The following is a 15,296-nucleotide window of genomic DNA, read 5'->3' on the forward strand; positions in this document are numbered from 1 at the left end:
GTCACGAGGGCCTCCGTTGATCGGTGTAGACGTCGCAATCCACACCGAACCCGGAGGCCCTCCCTCACACCAAGATCATCCGATCACGTGTCGCCCCGTACCCAACCTCCATGGCCAATACAGCTAGGGCTGCCTCACGAGGGCCGCGGCGGGGCGCCGGGGTGGGGCCGCCCGTACCCGGCCAGCCCGGTCTCGGCGAGCCGGGCGGCGCGGCGGACTTCCCGGGTGACGGCGTCGATCGCGTCCGGCAGCGGAACGCCGGGCCGCAGGTGGGTCCGCAGGGCGCGGAACTGAACCCGCCACAGGCCGACGAGGGTGGCCGCGACGATCTGGGGTTCGGGGTCCTCCGGGCGCCGGCCGGTCCGGGTGGCGAGCACTTCGGCGGCGAGGTCGGCGAACCGGTCGGCGACGTCGCTCCGGTACGCGCGCAGCGACGGGGTGTCGCGGATCAGGTCGCCGAACCGCCGGTACTGCGCCAGCGCCCGATCGGGTGCGGCGTCGGCGGCGAGGTTCTCGACGAGGCCGTCCAGTTCGTCGTCGAGGACCGCCAGCATCGCCTCGACCGGCGGGATCACCGGGTCCGCGAGGCGCGCGCGCATCGCGTCGGCCGTCGCCTCGAGCCGGTCCAGGAGCAGGGCTTCCTTGCTCGGGAAGTAGTTGAAGACGGTCTTCTCGGACACGCCGCACGCCTCGCCGACGTCGGCCACGCGCACGGCGTCGAAGCCGCGTTCGAGGAACATCCGCGCGGCGGTGTCGGACAGCTGCTGCCGCATCGCCCGCTTCTTGCGTTCACGCAGGCCGCCGGTCTCGGTGGTCGTCACCTGATCACTGTACTTCAGCCACCCGAAAAGTTCTGCTACAGTAATTTTATAGCTGCTGAACTTTCCTGGAGGCCCTCGTGTCCGAGATCCACATCGTCCGCGACTACCCGCACCCGCCCGTGAAGGTCTGGCGTGCGATGACCGACCCGGACCTGATCCCGTACTGGACGTCGACCGGGAAGGGTGCCCGCGCGGTCGGGTTCGAGCCCGAGGTCGGCAACCACTTCCGGTTCGTCGCCAAGCCGATGCCCGGCTGGCGCGGGATCGTCGACTGCGAGGTGCTGGAGGTCCGCGAGCGGGAACTGCTGCGCTACACGTGGGTCGGCGCCGAAGGGGAGCCGCCGAGCGAGGTCCGCTACCTGCTGGAACCCACCCCGGCGGGGACCCGCTTCACCTACCACCACACCGGCTTCACCGGCCTCGGCGGGTTCGCCATGGCCAAGCTGCTCGGCGCGGTCCGGCGCCGGATGCTCACCACCGGGCTGCCCGCCTTGCTCGCCGACCTCGACGACACCGGGGCGCTGCGGGTCAGTGCCGCCCGACGTGGTCCAGCAGCAGGGCGATGACCTCGTCCGGGGCCTCCATCGCCATCCACTGGCTCGCGCCCTCGAGGATCTGGAACCGGTACTCGGCGTCGATGTGGTGCACGGTCAGCTCGGCGGCGCTCTGGCCGAGGTAGGGGTCCTCGCGGCCCCAGAGGTAGAGCGTCGGCACGGTGATCCGGCCCGCCGGGATGTCGAAATCGTCGTCGGTGGCGCCGCGGTACCAATTCAGCGTCGCGGTCAGCGCGCCCGGTTCGGAAAGGCGCGCGATCGAACGTTCGACGATTTCGACCGGAATCCGCCGGCTGTAAACAGCGCGTAATTGGGTGGCTTCGTCGCGTAAGAGGTATTTCTCGGCTTTGCCGACACCGCGCCGGAAGAACCGGATGTACCCGAGGTCGTGGAACTGCCCGTCGTCGGTCGCGGCCGCCCGCCGCAGCGCCGCGGGGTGGGGCGTGGAGAGCACGGTGAGGGACCGCAGCCGCTCCGGGTACGAGGTGGCCAGCGCCCAGGCGATCATGCCACCCCAGTCGCGGGCGACCAGGTGGAACCGCTCGGCGCCCTGGCTGCCGGCGAAGGCGAGGGCGTCCCCGACCAGCTGATCGAGGGTGTAGTGCTCGACCCCGTCCGGCCGCGCCCCGGCCGAGTACCCCCGCTGGTCGACGGCCACGGCCCGGTAACCGGCCTCCCCGAGCGCGTGCAGCTGCTCGGTCCAGGCATCGGCGAACTCGGGCCACCCGTGCAGGAACAGCACGAGCTCCCCGCGTTCAGGCCCGGCCGCAAGCGCACTGTGCCGCCGATCCCCGACGGCGATCGTCAATTCTTCCAGCGCACCCGTCGACGCGACGGCGAATTCCATGGCGCCAGGCTAGAACGGGCCGCCCGGGAGAGCCATGGGGAGAAGGGCACTTTTGCCACCCTTTTGCCTTCCGGGTGGCCTGGCTCACAGAATTTTCGCTCATCTGAGCGAAAATTCCGTGGCCTGGGGGTGGTCAGTTCTTCCAGACCACCGGGGACTTGTCGTAGCCGTCGCCCTTGTCGAACGTCGCCGCTTCCACCGCCGAGCCCTCGCGGGCGCCCTGCAGGGTGCAGGTCTCGAACTTGGCGCCCGCCGTCGTGAAGTCCTTGCCCGCGGTGGCGGACTTGCAGCCGTCGGTGCTGCCGGTGATGATCACGCCGGTCGAGCGGCCGTCGGCGCCGAGGGCGCGCAGGCTCACCGAGGCGTAGGACAGGTCGGCGCCGTCGACGTTCTCGACCGTCGCGCGCAGGTAGAACGGCGTGATCCCCTTCGCCTTGTCGCCGTACTTAGCGAGGTCGGCGTTGGCGCCCTTGTCGATCGCCGTCACGGTGATCGCGATGGTGCCGGACTTGGTCGTGCCGTACTTGAACGGGACCACCGCGCGCTCGCCGAGCTTGAGTTCGGTGCCCGGCTTGGTGACGTCGCCCACCGGCGCGGCGGCAGCCGTCGACGATGACTCGGAGGAGGCCGACGTGGGGGCCGCCGGGGTCTCGGTCGGGGTGGCGGGCACCGCTTGGCCGGACTCGCTACCGCACGCGGAAAGGAAGAAGGCGGCGGCGAGCAGGGCGGTGGTGCGGACGTGCTTCATGGATCTCCTCGAACAACCCGCCGGACGGGTTCCGGCGGGGCGGAGCCGGAGCGCCGCGGCCGCCCCCAGGACAGTCGCGGCGACCCGGCGGGGTGCCCTCGCGGCTCCGTCAGCGGGACGCTAACCCGCGCGCCGCGCCGCCGGTGTGGGCTGTTCGCACCACACGGAGGTCACAGATCGTCGACGCCGATCAGGCCGTCCTGGATGGCGCGCGCGACGAGCGCGGCCTTGGTCGGCGCCTCGCGGCCGATGCGCGCGTACTTGACGCGGATCCGCTCGAGGTGCGAGTTCACCGTGCTGGCCGAGATCCCGAGCCGGTGCGCGACGAACTCCTTCGACTCGGACTGGAACCATTCGACGAGCACCTCGGCTTCCCGCGCCGACAGCGCCGGCCGCGCCTCCGACCGGTCCCCGGCGAGCGCCCCGGCCAGCGACGGCGGCGTGTACGGCCGGTCCTGCGCCGCCGCCCGCGTCGCCTCCACCAGGTGGTCGGCGCCCTCGGCCTTCGTCAGGTAGCACAGCGCGCCGAGCTCGAGGCACTGCAAGGCGACGTCGTCGTCCGCGCGCATCGAGTAGACGACGACCCGGCGCCCGGCTTCGGCGAGCCGCCGCAGGTCGCCGAACGCCGGCGCGGGGCCGCCCAGGTGCAGGTCGAAGATGACCACGTCGGCGGCCGCGCCCGCGCCCAGCCAAGCGGCCTTGACGTCTTCGCCGTCCGCGACGACGTCGATCGGCGGGTCGCCGGCGGCCAGCCAGTACGCCACGCCGGCGCGCACCGCCGGGTGGTCGTCGACCACGACGGCCGTCACTCGGGTCGCCACCGCGCCTCCATCCAGGTCTGTCCGTCTCGCGAGTGGGACGCGACGGGGACCGCCGCCGATCCGCTGAATTCGGAGGTGCCGTCCGCGACGACCGCGACGCGGACCAGTTCGGGCGTCCGCAGCACGCTCACCCGGGCCCGCGTCCGGGCGGCGGCCAGCGCGGTGAGCACGGGCCCGGTCAGCTCCCGCCGCGCGGGCGCCGGCACGTCGACGGGATCCCCGCTGACGGCGAGCGCCACCGCGACCCCGCGCCGCTCGGCGACGTCGAGGCAGGCGGTGACCTCGTGCACGAGCGGATCGGGCACGTCGTCGTTCTCGGCGAAGAGCCGCCGCAGCTGCGCGGCGGCCAGCCCGCACCGGGCGCGCGCCTCGGCCGTGCGGGGGTCGACGGTCCCGTCGGCGAGCCCGGCCAGCAACGGCAGGGTCGCCCCGAGCTGCTCGGCGAACCCGGTCCGCAGCGCCTCCCCGGCCTGCGCGGCAACGGCGGCCCGGGTGGCGAGCCGATCCCGTTCGGCGGCCGCGGCGGCGGCTTCGTTCGAGCGCCGGTCGAGCAACCCGAACAGCCCGGCGACGGCGACCTGGAAGACGGTCACGCCGAACAGCACGATGGCGGCATCCCCGAACTCGGTCCGCGCAACGGGCCCGGCGACCAGGAACTGGGCAACACTGGCCCCGACGTGCAGCGCGAGCGCGGTCAGCAACGCCGGCAGGCGGTCGGCGAGCAGGACGAGCAGGTGCCACCCGACGAGCCCGAACGACCAGTGCGGTTCGCGGAAGAAGGAGTCGGGCGGCAGCGCGGCGGTGGCGACGGAGGAGGCGGCGAGGACGACGAGGGTGCCGACGACGGAAACCGCCAGGGGGAGGGGCTTCCGGCGCAGCACCCACCAGGCACAGGTCACGGTGACGCCGGCGAGGACGAGGAACGCGAGATCCGCGGCGAGGGGCGGCCGGTAGGCGGACTGGTGACGCAGCAGGGGAGCGAGCCCGAGACCGGGCTGGATGACGGCGGTGACCCCGAGCAGGACGATCCGGATGGCAGCGGCAAGCCGGACCGCGGGTTCGGCCGGCCGCCCCGGCGGGGTGGACGGCCTTGGTCGGGTAGCGCTGGCTGGTTCGGCTGGGAGCTGCCCCAGCGAGGTGGGCGCGACGGCGGGTTCGGGTGGTGCTGCGCCGCCGGGCTGCCTCGGCGGAGTGGCGCTGGTGGGCTCGGCCGCGAGCTGCCTCGGAGGGGCAGCGGGTTCGGGGGGCGTTGCGGCGCTGAGCCGCTTCGCCGAGGCGGCGCCGGTCGGCTCGGGTGGCGTGTCAGGCATGTGGCCGCCACAGTGCTGCGCGCTCAAGCGCTGGTCCGGTGGCGGCCGCGGCGAACCGGCCGGTGGGTTCAGCCATGGGGCCGCCTCGAAGCCGCAGCATCCGCAGGCCGAGCCGATGCCTCGCGGCACCACCTCAGCGTCACCGTCGTTCCCTCGCCCGGCCGCGAAGTGACCTCCGCCGTCCCTCCGGCCGCGCGCATCCGTTCCACCACCGACCCCCGCACGCCCCGGCGGGACAACGGGACCTCCGCCGGGGCGAACCCGACGCCGGCGTCCGCCACCGTCACCTCCACGCCACCGGGCGTCGGCGCCAGGCGCACCGCGACCGACGACGCGCCCGAGTGCCGCTCCGCGTTGCGAAGCGCCTCCTCCGCTGCCCGCACCAGGGCGAGCGCCGCCGCGGCCGGGACCTGCGGGACCTCCTCCCACACCGCCTCCACCCGCAGCGCGCGCCCCGAAGACACCATGCGCAACCCGGCTTCGAGGTCGACCGGACCCTCCCCGCCGGTCAAGATCGCCAGGTCGTGGGCCGCGTAGCCCGCTACCGCCGCCGGGTCGGTCGTCGCGCCCGAAGCCACCGCCAGGAACGTCGCCGAAGCCGTGTCGTGCAGGAGGGCCAGGTACTCACGCTCGCGCCGCCGCCGGTCGCGGCTGAGGGCCTCCGCCTGCTCGACCGCCGCCTGTTCCGCGCGGGCCGCGTCGGTGCGGGCGGCCGCTCGGCTCAGGAGGACGTACGCGAGGCGGGCCAGCACCGTCTCCACCACCACCCGCGGCACCACCGGCAGCCACGCGCCGAGGCCCGCCACGGCTCCGACCACGAGCAGCGCCACCAGCGCCGGCCCGGTGAGCCGCGGCGGGTGCTCCCACTGCCACGTGATCGCCGTGATCGTCAGGACGTTGACCGCCCACAGGCTCGCCTCGCCGGGCACCGACGTGAGCCACGGCTGGGCGGCGCACACCGCACCCGCGCGCAGCACGGACAACGCGAACGACGTGCGCCGCCCGGCGAGGACGTCGGCGACGCCCGCGCCGAACGTCAGCGCGAGCAGGGCGAACGCGAGCGGGAGCGCGCCGCCGGGGGTGGCCACGACGCCGAAGACGCCGACGATCCCGGTCGCGACGGCCCGGGCGGGGCCGGCGAACTGGGCGACCGAGGCGCGGAGCTGGGATTCCACCGAGCCGGCCGGGCTGGTGGTCATCGCGCTCCCGGGAACGGCGGAAATCGGTCAGCCCGTTTCTACCAGCTGACGCCGTGAAGGCCACCTCGAGGAACCGGGGTGGCCTTCACGAACGGGGGTCAGGCGGGCAGGTTCACCAGGTCCGCCAGGCGGGCGCGGTGCCGGCCGGGCGTGCCCAGCGCCAGCTCGTCCGCCTTGGCGCGCTTGAGGTACAGGTGCGCCGGGTGCTCCCACGTCATCCCGATGCCGCCGTGCAGCTGGATCGCCTCTTCGACGGCCTTCACCGCGATCGGCGCGTTGCGGGCCTGGGCGACCGCCACCGCGATCGGCACGTCGGTGCCCGTGGCGAGCGCGTCCGCCGCGTTGCGGGCCGTCGCGCGGGCCAGCACCAGGTCCGTGTACAGGTTCGCCAGCCGGTGCTTCAGCGACTGGAACCCGCCGACCGGGCGGCCGAACTGGTAGCGGCCCTTGAGGTAGGCCACCGTCTCCGTCAACGCCCACTCGGCGACGCCCGTCTGCTCCGACGCGAGGATGCCCGCCCCGAACAGCAACGCCTGCTCCAGCGCCGCGGCCGCGTCCGGTCCCGAAGCCACCAGCACCGCCGGCGCGTCCGCAAGCGACACGTCGGCCACGCGCCGGGTCAGGTCGAACGACGTCAGCTCCGACACCGTCGCCGCCGAAGCCTCGACGACGTACAGCGCGGGGCCGTCCGGGCCGGCGGCCGGGACGACGAGCAGGTCCGCCACCGACGCGTCCGCCACCGTGCCGACCCGCCCGCTCAGCGTTCCGGCGGCGGACGCGGTCACCGACGACGGGAAGCCCGCGCCCGGCGCCGTCGTCAGCGGCACGGCCAGCGCACCGATCGCCTGCCCCGCCGCGAGCTTGCCGACGAACTCGCGGGCGCCGACGGCCACCAGCGCCGTCGTCGCCAGCACCACGCTGCCCAGGAACGGCACCGGCGCCACGCTGCGGCCCAGTTCCTCGGCCACCACGGCGACCTCGCGGGCCGACGCGCCGTGCCCGCCCAGCTCCTCGGGTATCGCCAGCCCGGCCACGCCGACCTCGTCGGCCAGCGTGCGCCACAGCTTCAGGTCGTAACCCTCGGCCGTCTCGATCCGCGCCAGCAACGCCTCGGCGCCGGCCTTGTCCTTCAGCAGGTCCCGGACCGAAGCCCGCAGGTCTTCCTCGACGTCCGAGTACAGCAGGTCAGTCATCGGGGGAGGTCCTTCCAGGCGACGTCCTTGTCGACACGCGGCTCCGAGGGCAGCCCCAGCACGCGCTCGGCGATGATGTTGCGCAGGACCTCCGAGGTGCCGCCCTCGATGGAGTTCCCCTTCGCGCGCAGGTAGCGGTAGCCGGCTTCGCGGCCGGTGAAGTCGACGATCGCCGGGCGCCGGAACGACCAGTCGTCGTAGGCCAGGCCCTCTTCGCCGAGCAGCTCGACCTCCAGGCCGGTGAGCGCCTGGTTCAGCTCCGAGAACGCGACCTTCATGGCCGAACCCTCCGGGCCGGGCGCGCCCGCCGTCAGCTGCTGGCGCAGCCGGGTGCCGGCCAGCCGCAGCGTTTCGGCCTCGACCCAGCGCTGCACGAGCCGGTCACGCAGCTCCGGGGTGCGCAGCTCGGGCCGCTCGCGCCAGGTCTTCGCGACGATCCCGATGAGCCCGCCTTCACGCGGCTGGACGTGCCCGCCGATCGCGACGCGCTCGTTCATCAGCGTCGTCTGCGCGACCTTCCAGCCCTCGCCGACCGCGCCGAGGCGCTGGGTGTCCGGGATCCGGACCTCGGTCAGGAAGACCTCGTTGAACTCGGCCTCGCCGGTGATCTGGCGCAGCGGCCGGACCTCGACGCCGGGTGCGGTCATGTCGCACAGGAAGTACGTCATGCCCTGGTGCTTCGGCACGTCCGGGTCGGTGCGGGTGACCAGGATCGCCCACTGCGACTCGTGCGCGCCCGACGTCCAGACCTTCTGCCCGGTGACGATCCAGTCGTCGCCGTCGCGGACGGCGCGGGTGCCCAGCGCGGCGAGGTCGGAACCGGCGCCCGGCTCGGAGAACAGCTGGCACCACACCTCGTCGCCGGTCCACAGTGGACGCAGGAAACGCTCGCGCTGCTCCGGCGTGCCGAAGGCGAGGATGGTCGGCGCGGCCATGCCGAGACCGATGCCGATCCGGCGCGGGTTGTTGTCCGGCGCGCCCGCGTCGGCGAACACACCGTCCACAACGGACTGCAGCGCGCGCGGCGCGTTCTGCCCGCCGAGGCCGGCGGGGAAGTGGATCCAGGCGAGCCCGGCGTCGAACCGGGCCCGCAGGAAGTCCATCCGGTCCGTCGTGGCCGGGTCGTGCGCGGCCAGGAACTCGGTCGCCTGACGGGTCAGGTCTTCGGCGGTGACAGTCACTTCGCGCCCTCCGAGAGGTACTTCTTCAGTTCACGGCGGGCCAGCGAGCGCTTGTGGACCTCGTCCGGCCCGTCGGCCAGCCGCAGCGTGCGGTTCCCGGCCCACATCGCGGCCAGCGGGAAGTCCTGGCTGACGCCGCCCGCGCCGTGCACCTGCACGGCCTTGTCGAGGATCCACTCGACGGTGATCGGGGTGGAGATCTTGATCGCCTGGATCTCGGTGTGCGCGCCCTGGTTGCCGACGGTGTCCATCAGCCACGCGGTCTTCAGCACCAGGAGCCGCTGCTGCTCGATCTTCACCCGCGACTCGGCGATCCAGTCCTGCACGACGCCCTGCTGCGCGATCGGCTTGCCGAACGCCTCGCGCGAGATCGCGCGGCGGCACATGAGCTCCAGCGCGCGCTCGGCCATGCCGATGGCGCGCATGCAGTGGTGGATCCGGCCCGGGCCGAGGCGGGCCTGGGCGATCGCGAAGCCGTCGCCCTCGCCGGCGATGAGGTTTTCGACCGGCACGCGGACGTTTTCGAAGATCACCTCGGCGTGCCCGCCGTGGTCGCTGTCGTCGTAGCCGAAGACGTGCATGCCGCGCTTGACCGTCAGGCCCGGGGTGTCGCGCGGGATCAGGATCATGCTCTGCTGCTTGTGCGGCGCGGCTTCCGGGTCCGTCTTGCCCATCACGATGAAGATCTGGCACGCGGGGTTCATCGCGCCGGAGATGTACCACTTGCGGCCGTTGACGACGTACTCGTCGCCGTCGCGCCGGATCGCGGTCTCGATGTTGCGGGCGTCGGAGGAGGCGACGTCCGGCTCGGTCATCGCGAACGCGGAGCGGATCTCCCCGGCCAGCAAGGGTTCCAGCCACTGCTTCTGCTGCTGCTCGTTGCCGAACATGGCCAGCACTTCCATGTTCCCGGTGTCCGGTGCGGCGCAGTTGAGCGCGGTCGGCGCCAGCCGGATGCTGCGGCCGGTGATCTCGGCCAGCGGCGCGTACTGCAGGTTCGTCAGGCCGGCGCCGTGGTCACCGGGCAGGAAGAAGTTCCACAGGCCGCGCTTGCGCGCCTCGGCCTTGAGCTCGTCCATGACCGGCGGGATGGCCCAGGGGTCTTCGCGTTCGGCGAGCTGCTGCTCGAACACGGGCTCGGCGGGGTAGACGTGCGAATCCATGAACTCGAGGAGCTTTCCGCGCAGCTCCTCGGTCTTCTCGTCGAACGCGAAGTCCATTTACTTCTCCTCTTTGAGAATCTCGTTGCCGTGCGAGATGAGCAGCGGGACACCGGCCCCGACGCCCTCGAAGCCCGCGCCGACCGTCTGGCCCTTGCTGTGGCGGTAGTGGATGCCTTCCAGGATCACGGCCAGCTTGAAGAACGCGAAGCTGACGTACCAGTTCAGCTGCGAGACGTCCCGGCCCGAGCGCTCGGCGTAGCGGACCACGACCTCGTCGGTCGTCGGGTAACCCGGCGCCGAACTGGCGTTGGAGACGAACTGCAGCGACACCTTGTCACGCTCGGCGTAGGCCACCAGCAGCGCGAGGTCGGTGAGCGGGTCGCCCAGCGTCGACATCTCCCAGTCGAGCACCGCGGAGATGTCGTCGCCGGTGTCGACGAGGACGTTGTCGAGCCGGTAATCGCCGTGGATGATCGACGGCTTGCCGGACACCGGCACCGCTACGGCGAGCCGGTCGTGCAGCTCTTCGATGCCGGGCAGGTCGCGGCTGCGGGAGGCGTCGAGCTGCTTCTTCCACCGCCGCAGCTGCCGCTCGAGGAAGCCCTCAGGGCGGCCGAAGTCGGCGAGCCCGACGTCGGCCGGGTCGACGGCGTGCAGGTCGACGAGCGTGTCGACCAGCGCGTCGGCGATCGCCCGCGTGCGCTGCTCGCCGAGCTTCGCGAGCTCGTCGGCGGTCCGGTAGGGCGTGCCCTCGACGAAGCTCATGACGTAGAACTGCGCGCCGACGACGTCCGCGTCCTCGCAGAGCAGGATCGCCTCGGGGACCGGCACGGCGGTGTCGCGCAGGCCCGAGATCACCCGGAACTCGCGGGTCATGTCGTGCGCGGTGGGCAGCACGTGCCCGAGCGGCGGGCGGCGGACCACCCAGCGCGAGCGGCCGTCGCCGACCACGTAGGTGAGGTTCGACCGGCCGCCCTCCACGACGTCCGCGGTCAGCTCCCCGGCGACCAGGCCCGGCCGGTGCGCGTCCAGGTGGGCGCGCAGGCGGCCCAGGTCGAGACCCGGCGGGTCGGTGCGGCTCATCGTGCCTCCTCAAGCGTTCTGCGGGGGAGCATACCGACTAGTCGGTATGACGTACAGAGAGCACCGGGAAGCGTCACTTTCCCTACGAAAGTGACGCCTCCCGGGGGCGTCACGCGAGGAACCGCGTCACCCATTCGGCGACGCAAGCGGGCTTCGCCTCGCCGTCGATCTCGACCGTCCACTTCGACACCGCCTGCTTGCCGCCCGGGATGTCGGTGATCTCCGCCAGTTCGGCACCGGCGCGCACCTTCGAGCCGACCTTCACCGGCTGCGGGAAGCGCACCTTGTTGAGGCCGTAGTTGATGCCCATCTTGATGCCGTTGACCTTGTAGATCTTCGGGCCGAACGCCGAGAGCAGCGAAAGCGTCAGGAAGCCGTGTGCGATCGTGCCGCCGAACGGGCCGGCGGCCGCCATCGGCTCGTCGACGTGGATCCACTGGTGGTCGTCGGTGGCGTCGGCGAACTGGTTCACCCGGTCCTGCGTGACGGTCAGCCACTCGCTGTACCCGAGGTGCTCGCCGACCGCGGCGGCGAACTCGTCGAGGTTCTGGAACTCCCGCATCTCGGCCTCAGTCCTTCGGTCCGCCGGCGACGTAGATGACCTGGCCGGACACGAACCCGGCCCCCTCGCTGACCAGGAACGACGTCAGGTTGGCGATGTCCTCGGGCGTGCCGACGCGCTGCACCGGGATCTGCGACGCGGCGGCGGCCTTGAAGTCTTCGAAGCTCATGCCGATCCGCTCGGCGGTCGCGGCGGTCATGTCGGTGGCGATGAACCCCGGCGCGATCGCGTTCGCGGTGACGTTGAACTTGCCCAGCTCGATGGCGAGGGTCTTGGTGAACCCCTGCATGCCGGCCTTGGCGGCGGAGTAGTTGACCTGCCCGCGGTTGCCCAGCGCCGACGTGCTCGACAGGTTGACGATCCGGCCGTACTTCTCCTGCGTCATGTGCTTCTGCACCGCGCGGGTCATCAGGAACGACCCCTTGAGGTGCACGCCGAGCACGGAGTCCCAGTCCTGCTCGGTCATCTTGAAGATCAGGTTGTCCCGGGTGATGCCGGCGTTGTTGACCAGCACGACGGGCGGCCCGAGCTCGTCGGCCACCCGCCCGACGGCCGCCTCGACCTGCTCGGCGTCACTGACGTCCAGCGCGACACCGACGGCCTTGCCACCCTTCGCGACGATCGCCTCGGCGCCCTGCTTGACACCGGCCTCGTCCAGATCCAGCAGCCCGACGGCGAAGCCGTCATCGGCCAGCCGCGCGGCCACAGCGGCACCAATACCGCGGCCGGCACCGGTGACCACGGCGACACGGGAAGGGGAATCGGTCACGGGGGACCTCCTCGTCGTTGAGAAGCGGGCTCGTGCCCGCGAGCCTACTAAGCAGTTGGTCACCAGACGATACGCGGGATCAGCCCCGGTGTGGTGTCACCATGCGCAGGATCATAGCCAGGGATCCGGGGCGGACCGGTCACCTGACGCGGTGGACTCGCGCCGGCGAGGGCGATCCGGCGACCCGAGATCGCCGGAAATCGGCTGGTAGCGAGGCCGGCCGTCTCGCTAGGCTCCGGCGCCGGTGAAACGACGGAGTGCGAAGGGGTGCACGGTGGTTCAGGAGGAGGTAGTGCCGACCACTGTGCTGTGGCGGCCGACCGGTCCGGAGGAACTGGAACTTCTCCGGGAGTCCGGCTGGCGCGCATGGCCGCCCCGGCTGCCCGAGCAACCGATCTTCTACCCCGTGCTCAACGAGGAGTACGCGATCAAGATCGCCCGCGATTGGAACGTGCCGCACCACGGGGTCGGCTACGTCACCCGCTTCCGGGTCGAGTCGGAGTTCCTCGAGCGCTATCCGGTCCAGCAGGCCGGCGGCAGGACGATCCTGGAGTTGTGGGTGCCGGCGGAGGAGCTCGCCGAGTTCAACGCGCACCTGGCCGGCCCGATCGAGGTCGTGCACGAATTCCGTTGAGCTGCCGTGGGGCGGCGTCCGCGCGGACGCCGCCCTACGGCGGTCACCTCTGCTGTTCGGCGGTGGCGCCGATCAGGAGATCTTGAAGGAGTTGGCGCGGTCGTTCATCGACCCCAGGCTGCCGGGCGCGTCCAGCCAGCCGGTGGCCGTGCCGGTCGCGTTGTTCCCGTCGAACAGCTTGACGTCACAGGAGTGGTAGGTCCGCGCCGAGCTGATCTGGTTGGCCGCGGTCCCGAGGTTCGCGCCGCCCTCGTTGTCGCTCGTTCCCGACGTGCAGCCGACCTGGTAGGCCGGGTTGAAGATGACGACCTGGGAGCCGGTGAAGTTCGCGTCGTAGTACAGGATGCTGACCACCAGCCCGTCGCCCGGCGTGCCCTGCTGGCAGCCGAAGGTGTTGTCCCGCACGGCGCAGTAGAGGGTCGAGGCGACGCTCTCCGGGTGGGCGCTGACGAGGTCCGCCACCGTCACCGGCGTGGCACTGTCGACCGCCTCGACCTGGATCCCGCCCGGTGCGGCGCCGGGCGTCGCCGCCCCGGCCGGAGCGGCTGTGGCCAGCAGTGCCGACGCGCTTGCCGCCGCAGCGGCCAAGCCCACGATGCAGCGTTTCCAGGAAACTGTCATTTCCGATTCCTCCCTCGGTACGAACCAGACTTCCGGTTCGTCGCGTATGCGGCTCCGACTGCGGCCGCGTCGAGGACACGCGCTGGGTGACGTTCGGTTTAGCGGTCTGGATCGCGGTCACCCGAACGGCGCATGGTTGCCGGCGGGGGGTGCGCCTGCGACCGGGGCGGAAGTCGCGATCGACGGCTGTGTACGCTGGTGCAATTGGAATCGCCGTACCAAGATCCAATTCCGGTCGACTCGAAGATCCACCGCACGAAATACCTGGCCACCGTTGCACGACACGGCACTAGTATTCAATTGGTGAACAATTTTGACTTCAGCGCAGGATTGTGAAGAACCGGACGAACGGCAGACGCGCAACCGGATCGACGGTTCGGTGCACGGTGCGGCGTTCCAGGCGCGGGACATCGACGGTGACGTTTACCTCGCCGGTCGCGATCTTTCCGTCGAGCGGCACGAGCACTACGGTGACAGCTCCGCCGGTGTGAGGCGGGCGCACACAGATGTCCCGGCCGCCGTGTGCCCTTACCCGACGGGAATGGCGCCGTTCCGGGCGGAGCAGCATGACTGGTTCTTCGGCCGGGATTGCCTGGCGGCCGAACTCCTCGGCCGCCTGGATCGGCGGTTGCAGGGTGCCGGCGGTCTGCTGATGGTCGTGGCTCCTTCGGGTGCCGGGAAATCGTCGCTGTTGCAGGCCGGCTTGGTTTCCCGGCTGGAAGCCGGCGCGCTGCCGGGTTCCCGGGACTGGCCCCGCTGGGTCCTCACGCCTTCTTCCCAGCCCATGACTGCCTTGGCCGCGGAGATCGCCGGGTTCCTGGACGTCACCCTTGACGAGGCCTCGAGGATCGCGGGGGTGCCGGACGACTGCCTGCGCCGGGTACACCAGGTTCTTCGGCGACGAGCTTCGGCCGTCGAGCGGGAAAACGCCCGGCTGGTACTCATCGTGGACCAGCTGGAGGAACTGTTCACGATGTGCCGGGACAAGGCCGAGCGAGAACGGTTCGTCGACCTGGTCTCCCGGCTGGCGCAGAGCGGGCCCGGCCATCGGGACCCGGCGCTGGTCGTCTGCGGCCTGCGGACCGACTTCTATTCCCAGTGCGCCGACCACCCGCAGTTGTGCCGGGCATTGCAGCACGACCAAATATTCGTCGGACCGCTGTCACAACAGGGGCTGCGCGAGGCGATCGTCAATCCGGCCGCGCGTGCGAATCTGCGCATCGAGCCTGGTCTGGTCGACCTGCTGCTGCGCGACCTCGGCGCGACTTCGGCCACCGACACCGGCGCGGGGTACGAAGCGGGTCGGCTGCCGCTGCTGGCTCACGCGCTCCGCGCGACTTGGCGCGAACGGCACGGCCGAACCCTGACCGTCGAAGGGTATCGCGCCACCGGTGGGATCGAGCACGCTGTCGCGACGAGCGCCGATCGCGTCTTCGCCGCCTTGGGCGCCGATGAGCAGCGGATCGCCCGCACGGTGTTCCTGCGTCTCGTCAAGATCGGTGACGGCATGGACGACACCCGGCTGCGCGTGCCGCGTACCGAGATCCTCACGCACACCGCCGACCCGCAGCAGGTCGCCACCGTCCTGGACGAGTTCACCCAAGCCCGCCTGATCACGCAAACCGAGCACACCGTCGAGATCACGCACGAAGCACTCCTTCGCGCGTGGCCGCTGCTGCACGGCTGGGTCGACGCCGACCGGGTCGGCAACCTCAAGCGCCAGGAACTCGAGGAAGCCGCCGCGCGGTGGGAAAACGACGGCCGCGACGCGGAGGTTCTCGTCGTCGGCA

Annotated in this window: 16 protein-coding genes and 1 pseudogene; 3 read left to right on the forward strand and 14 right to left on the reverse strand. The window is 71.6% G+C overall.

Going from position 1 to position 15,296, the window contains the following annotated elements:
- Positions 1–134: 134 nt before the first annotated feature.
- The gene (locus ACLJQM_RS46390) at positions 135–821 is read right to left on the reverse strand and encodes a TetR family transcriptional regulator (protein ID WP_410636452.1); all 687 of its coding nucleotides are present in this window, start codon (positions 819–821) and stop codon (positions 135–137) included.
- Positions 822–898: 77 nt separating this feature from the next.
- On the opposite strand from ACLJQM_RS46390, the gene ACLJQM_RS46395 reads away from it, so the two are divergent.
- Entirely contained in the window at positions 899–1,387 is a 489-nt protein-coding gene (locus tag ACLJQM_RS46395; RefSeq protein ID WP_410636453.1) for an SRPBCC family protein, read from the forward strand.
- Here the strand turns inward: ACLJQM_RS46395 and ACLJQM_RS46400 are convergent.
- The 11 genes from ACLJQM_RS46400 to fabG all read right to left on the reverse strand — a co-directional run bounded on the left by ACLJQM_RS46400 (position 1,350) and on the right by fabG (position 12,251).
- Positions 1,350–2,222, reverse strand: a complete 873-nt coding sequence (locus ACLJQM_RS46400) for an alpha/beta fold hydrolase (RefSeq protein ID WP_360783795.1) — start codon at positions 2,220–2,222, stop codon at positions 1,350–1,352. The two genes, ACLJQM_RS46395 and ACLJQM_RS46400, sit on opposite strands and share 38 nt — an antisense overlap.
- Before the next feature lie 133 nt (positions 2,223–2,355).
- Positions 2,356–2,970, reverse strand: a complete 615-nt coding sequence (locus ACLJQM_RS46405; protein WP_247024508.1) for a hypothetical protein — start codon at positions 2,968–2,970, stop codon at positions 2,356–2,358.
- Positions 2,971–3,140: 170 nt separating this feature from the next.
- Positions 3,141–3,791 carry a response regulator transcription factor gene (locus ACLJQM_RS46410; protein ID WP_360783801.1) on the reverse strand — a complete coding sequence of 217 codons (651 nt, stop codon included), beginning with the start codon at positions 3,789–3,791 and terminating at the stop codon, positions 3,141–3,143.
- Entirely contained in the window at positions 3,776–5,101 is a 1,326-nt protein-coding gene (locus tag ACLJQM_RS46415) for a hypothetical protein (RefSeq protein WP_410636454.1), read from the reverse strand. Before ACLJQM_RS46415 ends, ACLJQM_RS46410 begins: the two co-directional genes overlap by 16 nt.
- A gap of 68 nt (positions 5,102–5,169) precedes the next feature.
- Positions 5,170–6,300: a sensor histidine kinase gene (locus ACLJQM_RS46420; RefSeq protein ID WP_410636455.1), complete on the reverse strand. Its 1,131-nt coding sequence runs from the start codon at positions 6,298–6,300 to the stop codon at positions 5,170–5,172.
- Between the two features lie 98 nt (positions 6,301–6,398).
- On the reverse strand, positions 6,399–7,493 hold the full coding sequence (locus ACLJQM_RS46425; protein WP_410636456.1) for an acyl-CoA dehydrogenase family protein: 1,095 nt from the start codon (positions 7,491–7,493) through the stop codon (positions 6,399–6,401).
- The gene (locus ACLJQM_RS46430) at positions 7,490–8,674 is read right to left on the reverse strand and encodes an acyl-CoA dehydrogenase family protein (protein ID WP_360783813.1); all 1,185 of its coding nucleotides are present in this window, start codon (positions 8,672–8,674) and stop codon (positions 7,490–7,492) included. Before ACLJQM_RS46430 ends, ACLJQM_RS46425 begins: the two co-directional genes overlap by 4 nt.
- Positions 8,671–9,894 (reverse strand): acyl-CoA dehydrogenase family protein, encoded by a 1,224-nt coding sequence (locus ACLJQM_RS46435; RefSeq protein WP_360783816.1) that lies wholly within the window; start codon positions 9,892–9,894, stop codon positions 8,671–8,673. The genes ACLJQM_RS46430 and ACLJQM_RS46435 overlap by 4 nt, the downstream gene beginning before the upstream one ends.
- The gene (locus ACLJQM_RS46440; protein WP_360783819.1) at positions 9,895–10,920 is read right to left on the reverse strand and encodes a phosphotransferase family protein; all 1,026 of its coding nucleotides are present in this window, start codon (positions 10,918–10,920) and stop codon (positions 9,895–9,897) included. It abuts the gene before it with no gap.
- A 109-nt stretch (positions 10,921–11,029) separates the two neighbouring features.
- On the reverse strand, positions 11,030–11,482 hold the full coding sequence (locus ACLJQM_RS46445; RefSeq protein ID WP_247024500.1) for a MaoC family dehydratase: 453 nt from the start codon (positions 11,480–11,482) through the stop codon (positions 11,030–11,032).
- Between the two features lie 7 nt (positions 11,483–11,489).
- Positions 11,490–12,251 (reverse strand): 3-oxoacyl-ACP reductase FabG, encoded by a 762-nt coding sequence (fabG, locus tag ACLJQM_RS46450; RefSeq protein ID WP_410636457.1) that lies wholly within the window; start codon positions 12,249–12,251, stop codon positions 11,490–11,492.
- Between the two features lie 292 nt (positions 12,252–12,543).
- Here fabG and ACLJQM_RS46455 point away from each other — a divergent pair, with 292 nt between their 5' ends.
- On the forward strand, positions 12,544–12,885 hold the full coding sequence (locus ACLJQM_RS46455) for a hypothetical protein (RefSeq protein ID WP_360783823.1): 342 nt from the start codon (positions 12,544–12,546) through the stop codon (positions 12,883–12,885).
- Between the two features lie 72 nt (positions 12,886–12,957).
- Here the strand turns inward: ACLJQM_RS46455 and ACLJQM_RS46460 are convergent, their stop codons facing one another.
- A complete protein-coding gene (locus tag ACLJQM_RS46460; RefSeq protein ID WP_410636458.1) occupies positions 12,958–13,506 on the reverse strand; it encodes a hypothetical protein in 549 nt (182 codons plus the stop codon).
- 319 nt (positions 13,507–13,825) lie between these two features.
- The gene (locus tag ACLJQM_RS46465; RefSeq protein WP_410636459.1) at positions 13,826–13,966 is read right to left on the reverse strand and encodes a hypothetical protein; all 141 of its coding nucleotides are present in this window, start codon (positions 13,964–13,966) and stop codon (positions 13,826–13,828) included.
- Between the two features lie 81 nt (positions 13,967–14,047).
- Between ACLJQM_RS46465 and ACLJQM_RS46470 the strand changes: the two are divergent.
- Positions 14,048–15,217, forward strand: a pseudogene (locus ACLJQM_RS46470) (ATP-binding protein); the annotation flags it as partial.
- Positions 15,218–15,296 lie beyond the last annotated feature (79 nt).

Source organism: Amycolatopsis sp. cmx-4-83, from assembly GCF_046548815.1.
GTDB lineage: Bacteria > Actinomycetota > Actinomycetes > Mycobacteriales > Pseudonocardiaceae > Amycolatopsis > Amycolatopsis pretoriensis_A.

Excerpts from the sequence above, each read along its gene's own strand:
- ACLJQM_RS46460 (WP_410636458.1), bottom strand. The coding sequence starts at position 13,506 with ATGACAGTTTCCTGGAAACGCTGCATCGTGGGCTTGGCCGCTGCGGCG.
- ACLJQM_RS46400 (WP_360783795.1), bottom strand. The coding sequence starts at position 2,222 with ATGGAATTCGCCGTCGCGTCGACGGGTGCGCTGGAAGAATTGACGATC.
- ACLJQM_RS46425 (WP_410636456.1), bottom strand. The coding sequence starts at position 7,493 with ATGACTGACCTGCTGTACTCGGACGTCGAGGAAGACCTGCGGGCTTCG.
- ACLJQM_RS46445 (WP_247024500.1), bottom strand. The coding sequence starts at position 11,482 with ATGCGGGAGTTCCAGAACCTCGACGAGTTCGCCGCCGCGGTCGGCGAG.
- ACLJQM_RS46420 (WP_410636455.1), bottom strand. The coding sequence starts at position 6,300 with ATGACCACCAGCCCGGCCGGCTCGGTGGAATCCCAGCTCCGCGCCTCG.
- ACLJQM_RS46405 (WP_247024508.1), bottom strand. The coding sequence starts at position 2,970 with ATGAAGCACGTCCGCACCACCGCCCTGCTCGCCGCCGCCTTCTTCCTT.
- ACLJQM_RS46440 (WP_360783819.1), bottom strand. The coding sequence starts at position 10,920 with ATGAGCCGCACCGACCCGCCGGGTCTCGACCTGGGCCGCCTGCGCGCC.
- ACLJQM_RS46415 (WP_410636454.1), bottom strand. The coding sequence starts at position 5,101 with ATGCCTGACACGCCACCCGAGCCGACCGGCGCCGCCTCGGCGAAGCGG.
- ACLJQM_RS46435 (WP_360783816.1), bottom strand. The coding sequence starts at position 9,894 with ATGGACTTCGCGTTCGACGAGAAGACCGAGGAGCTGCGCGGAAAGCTC.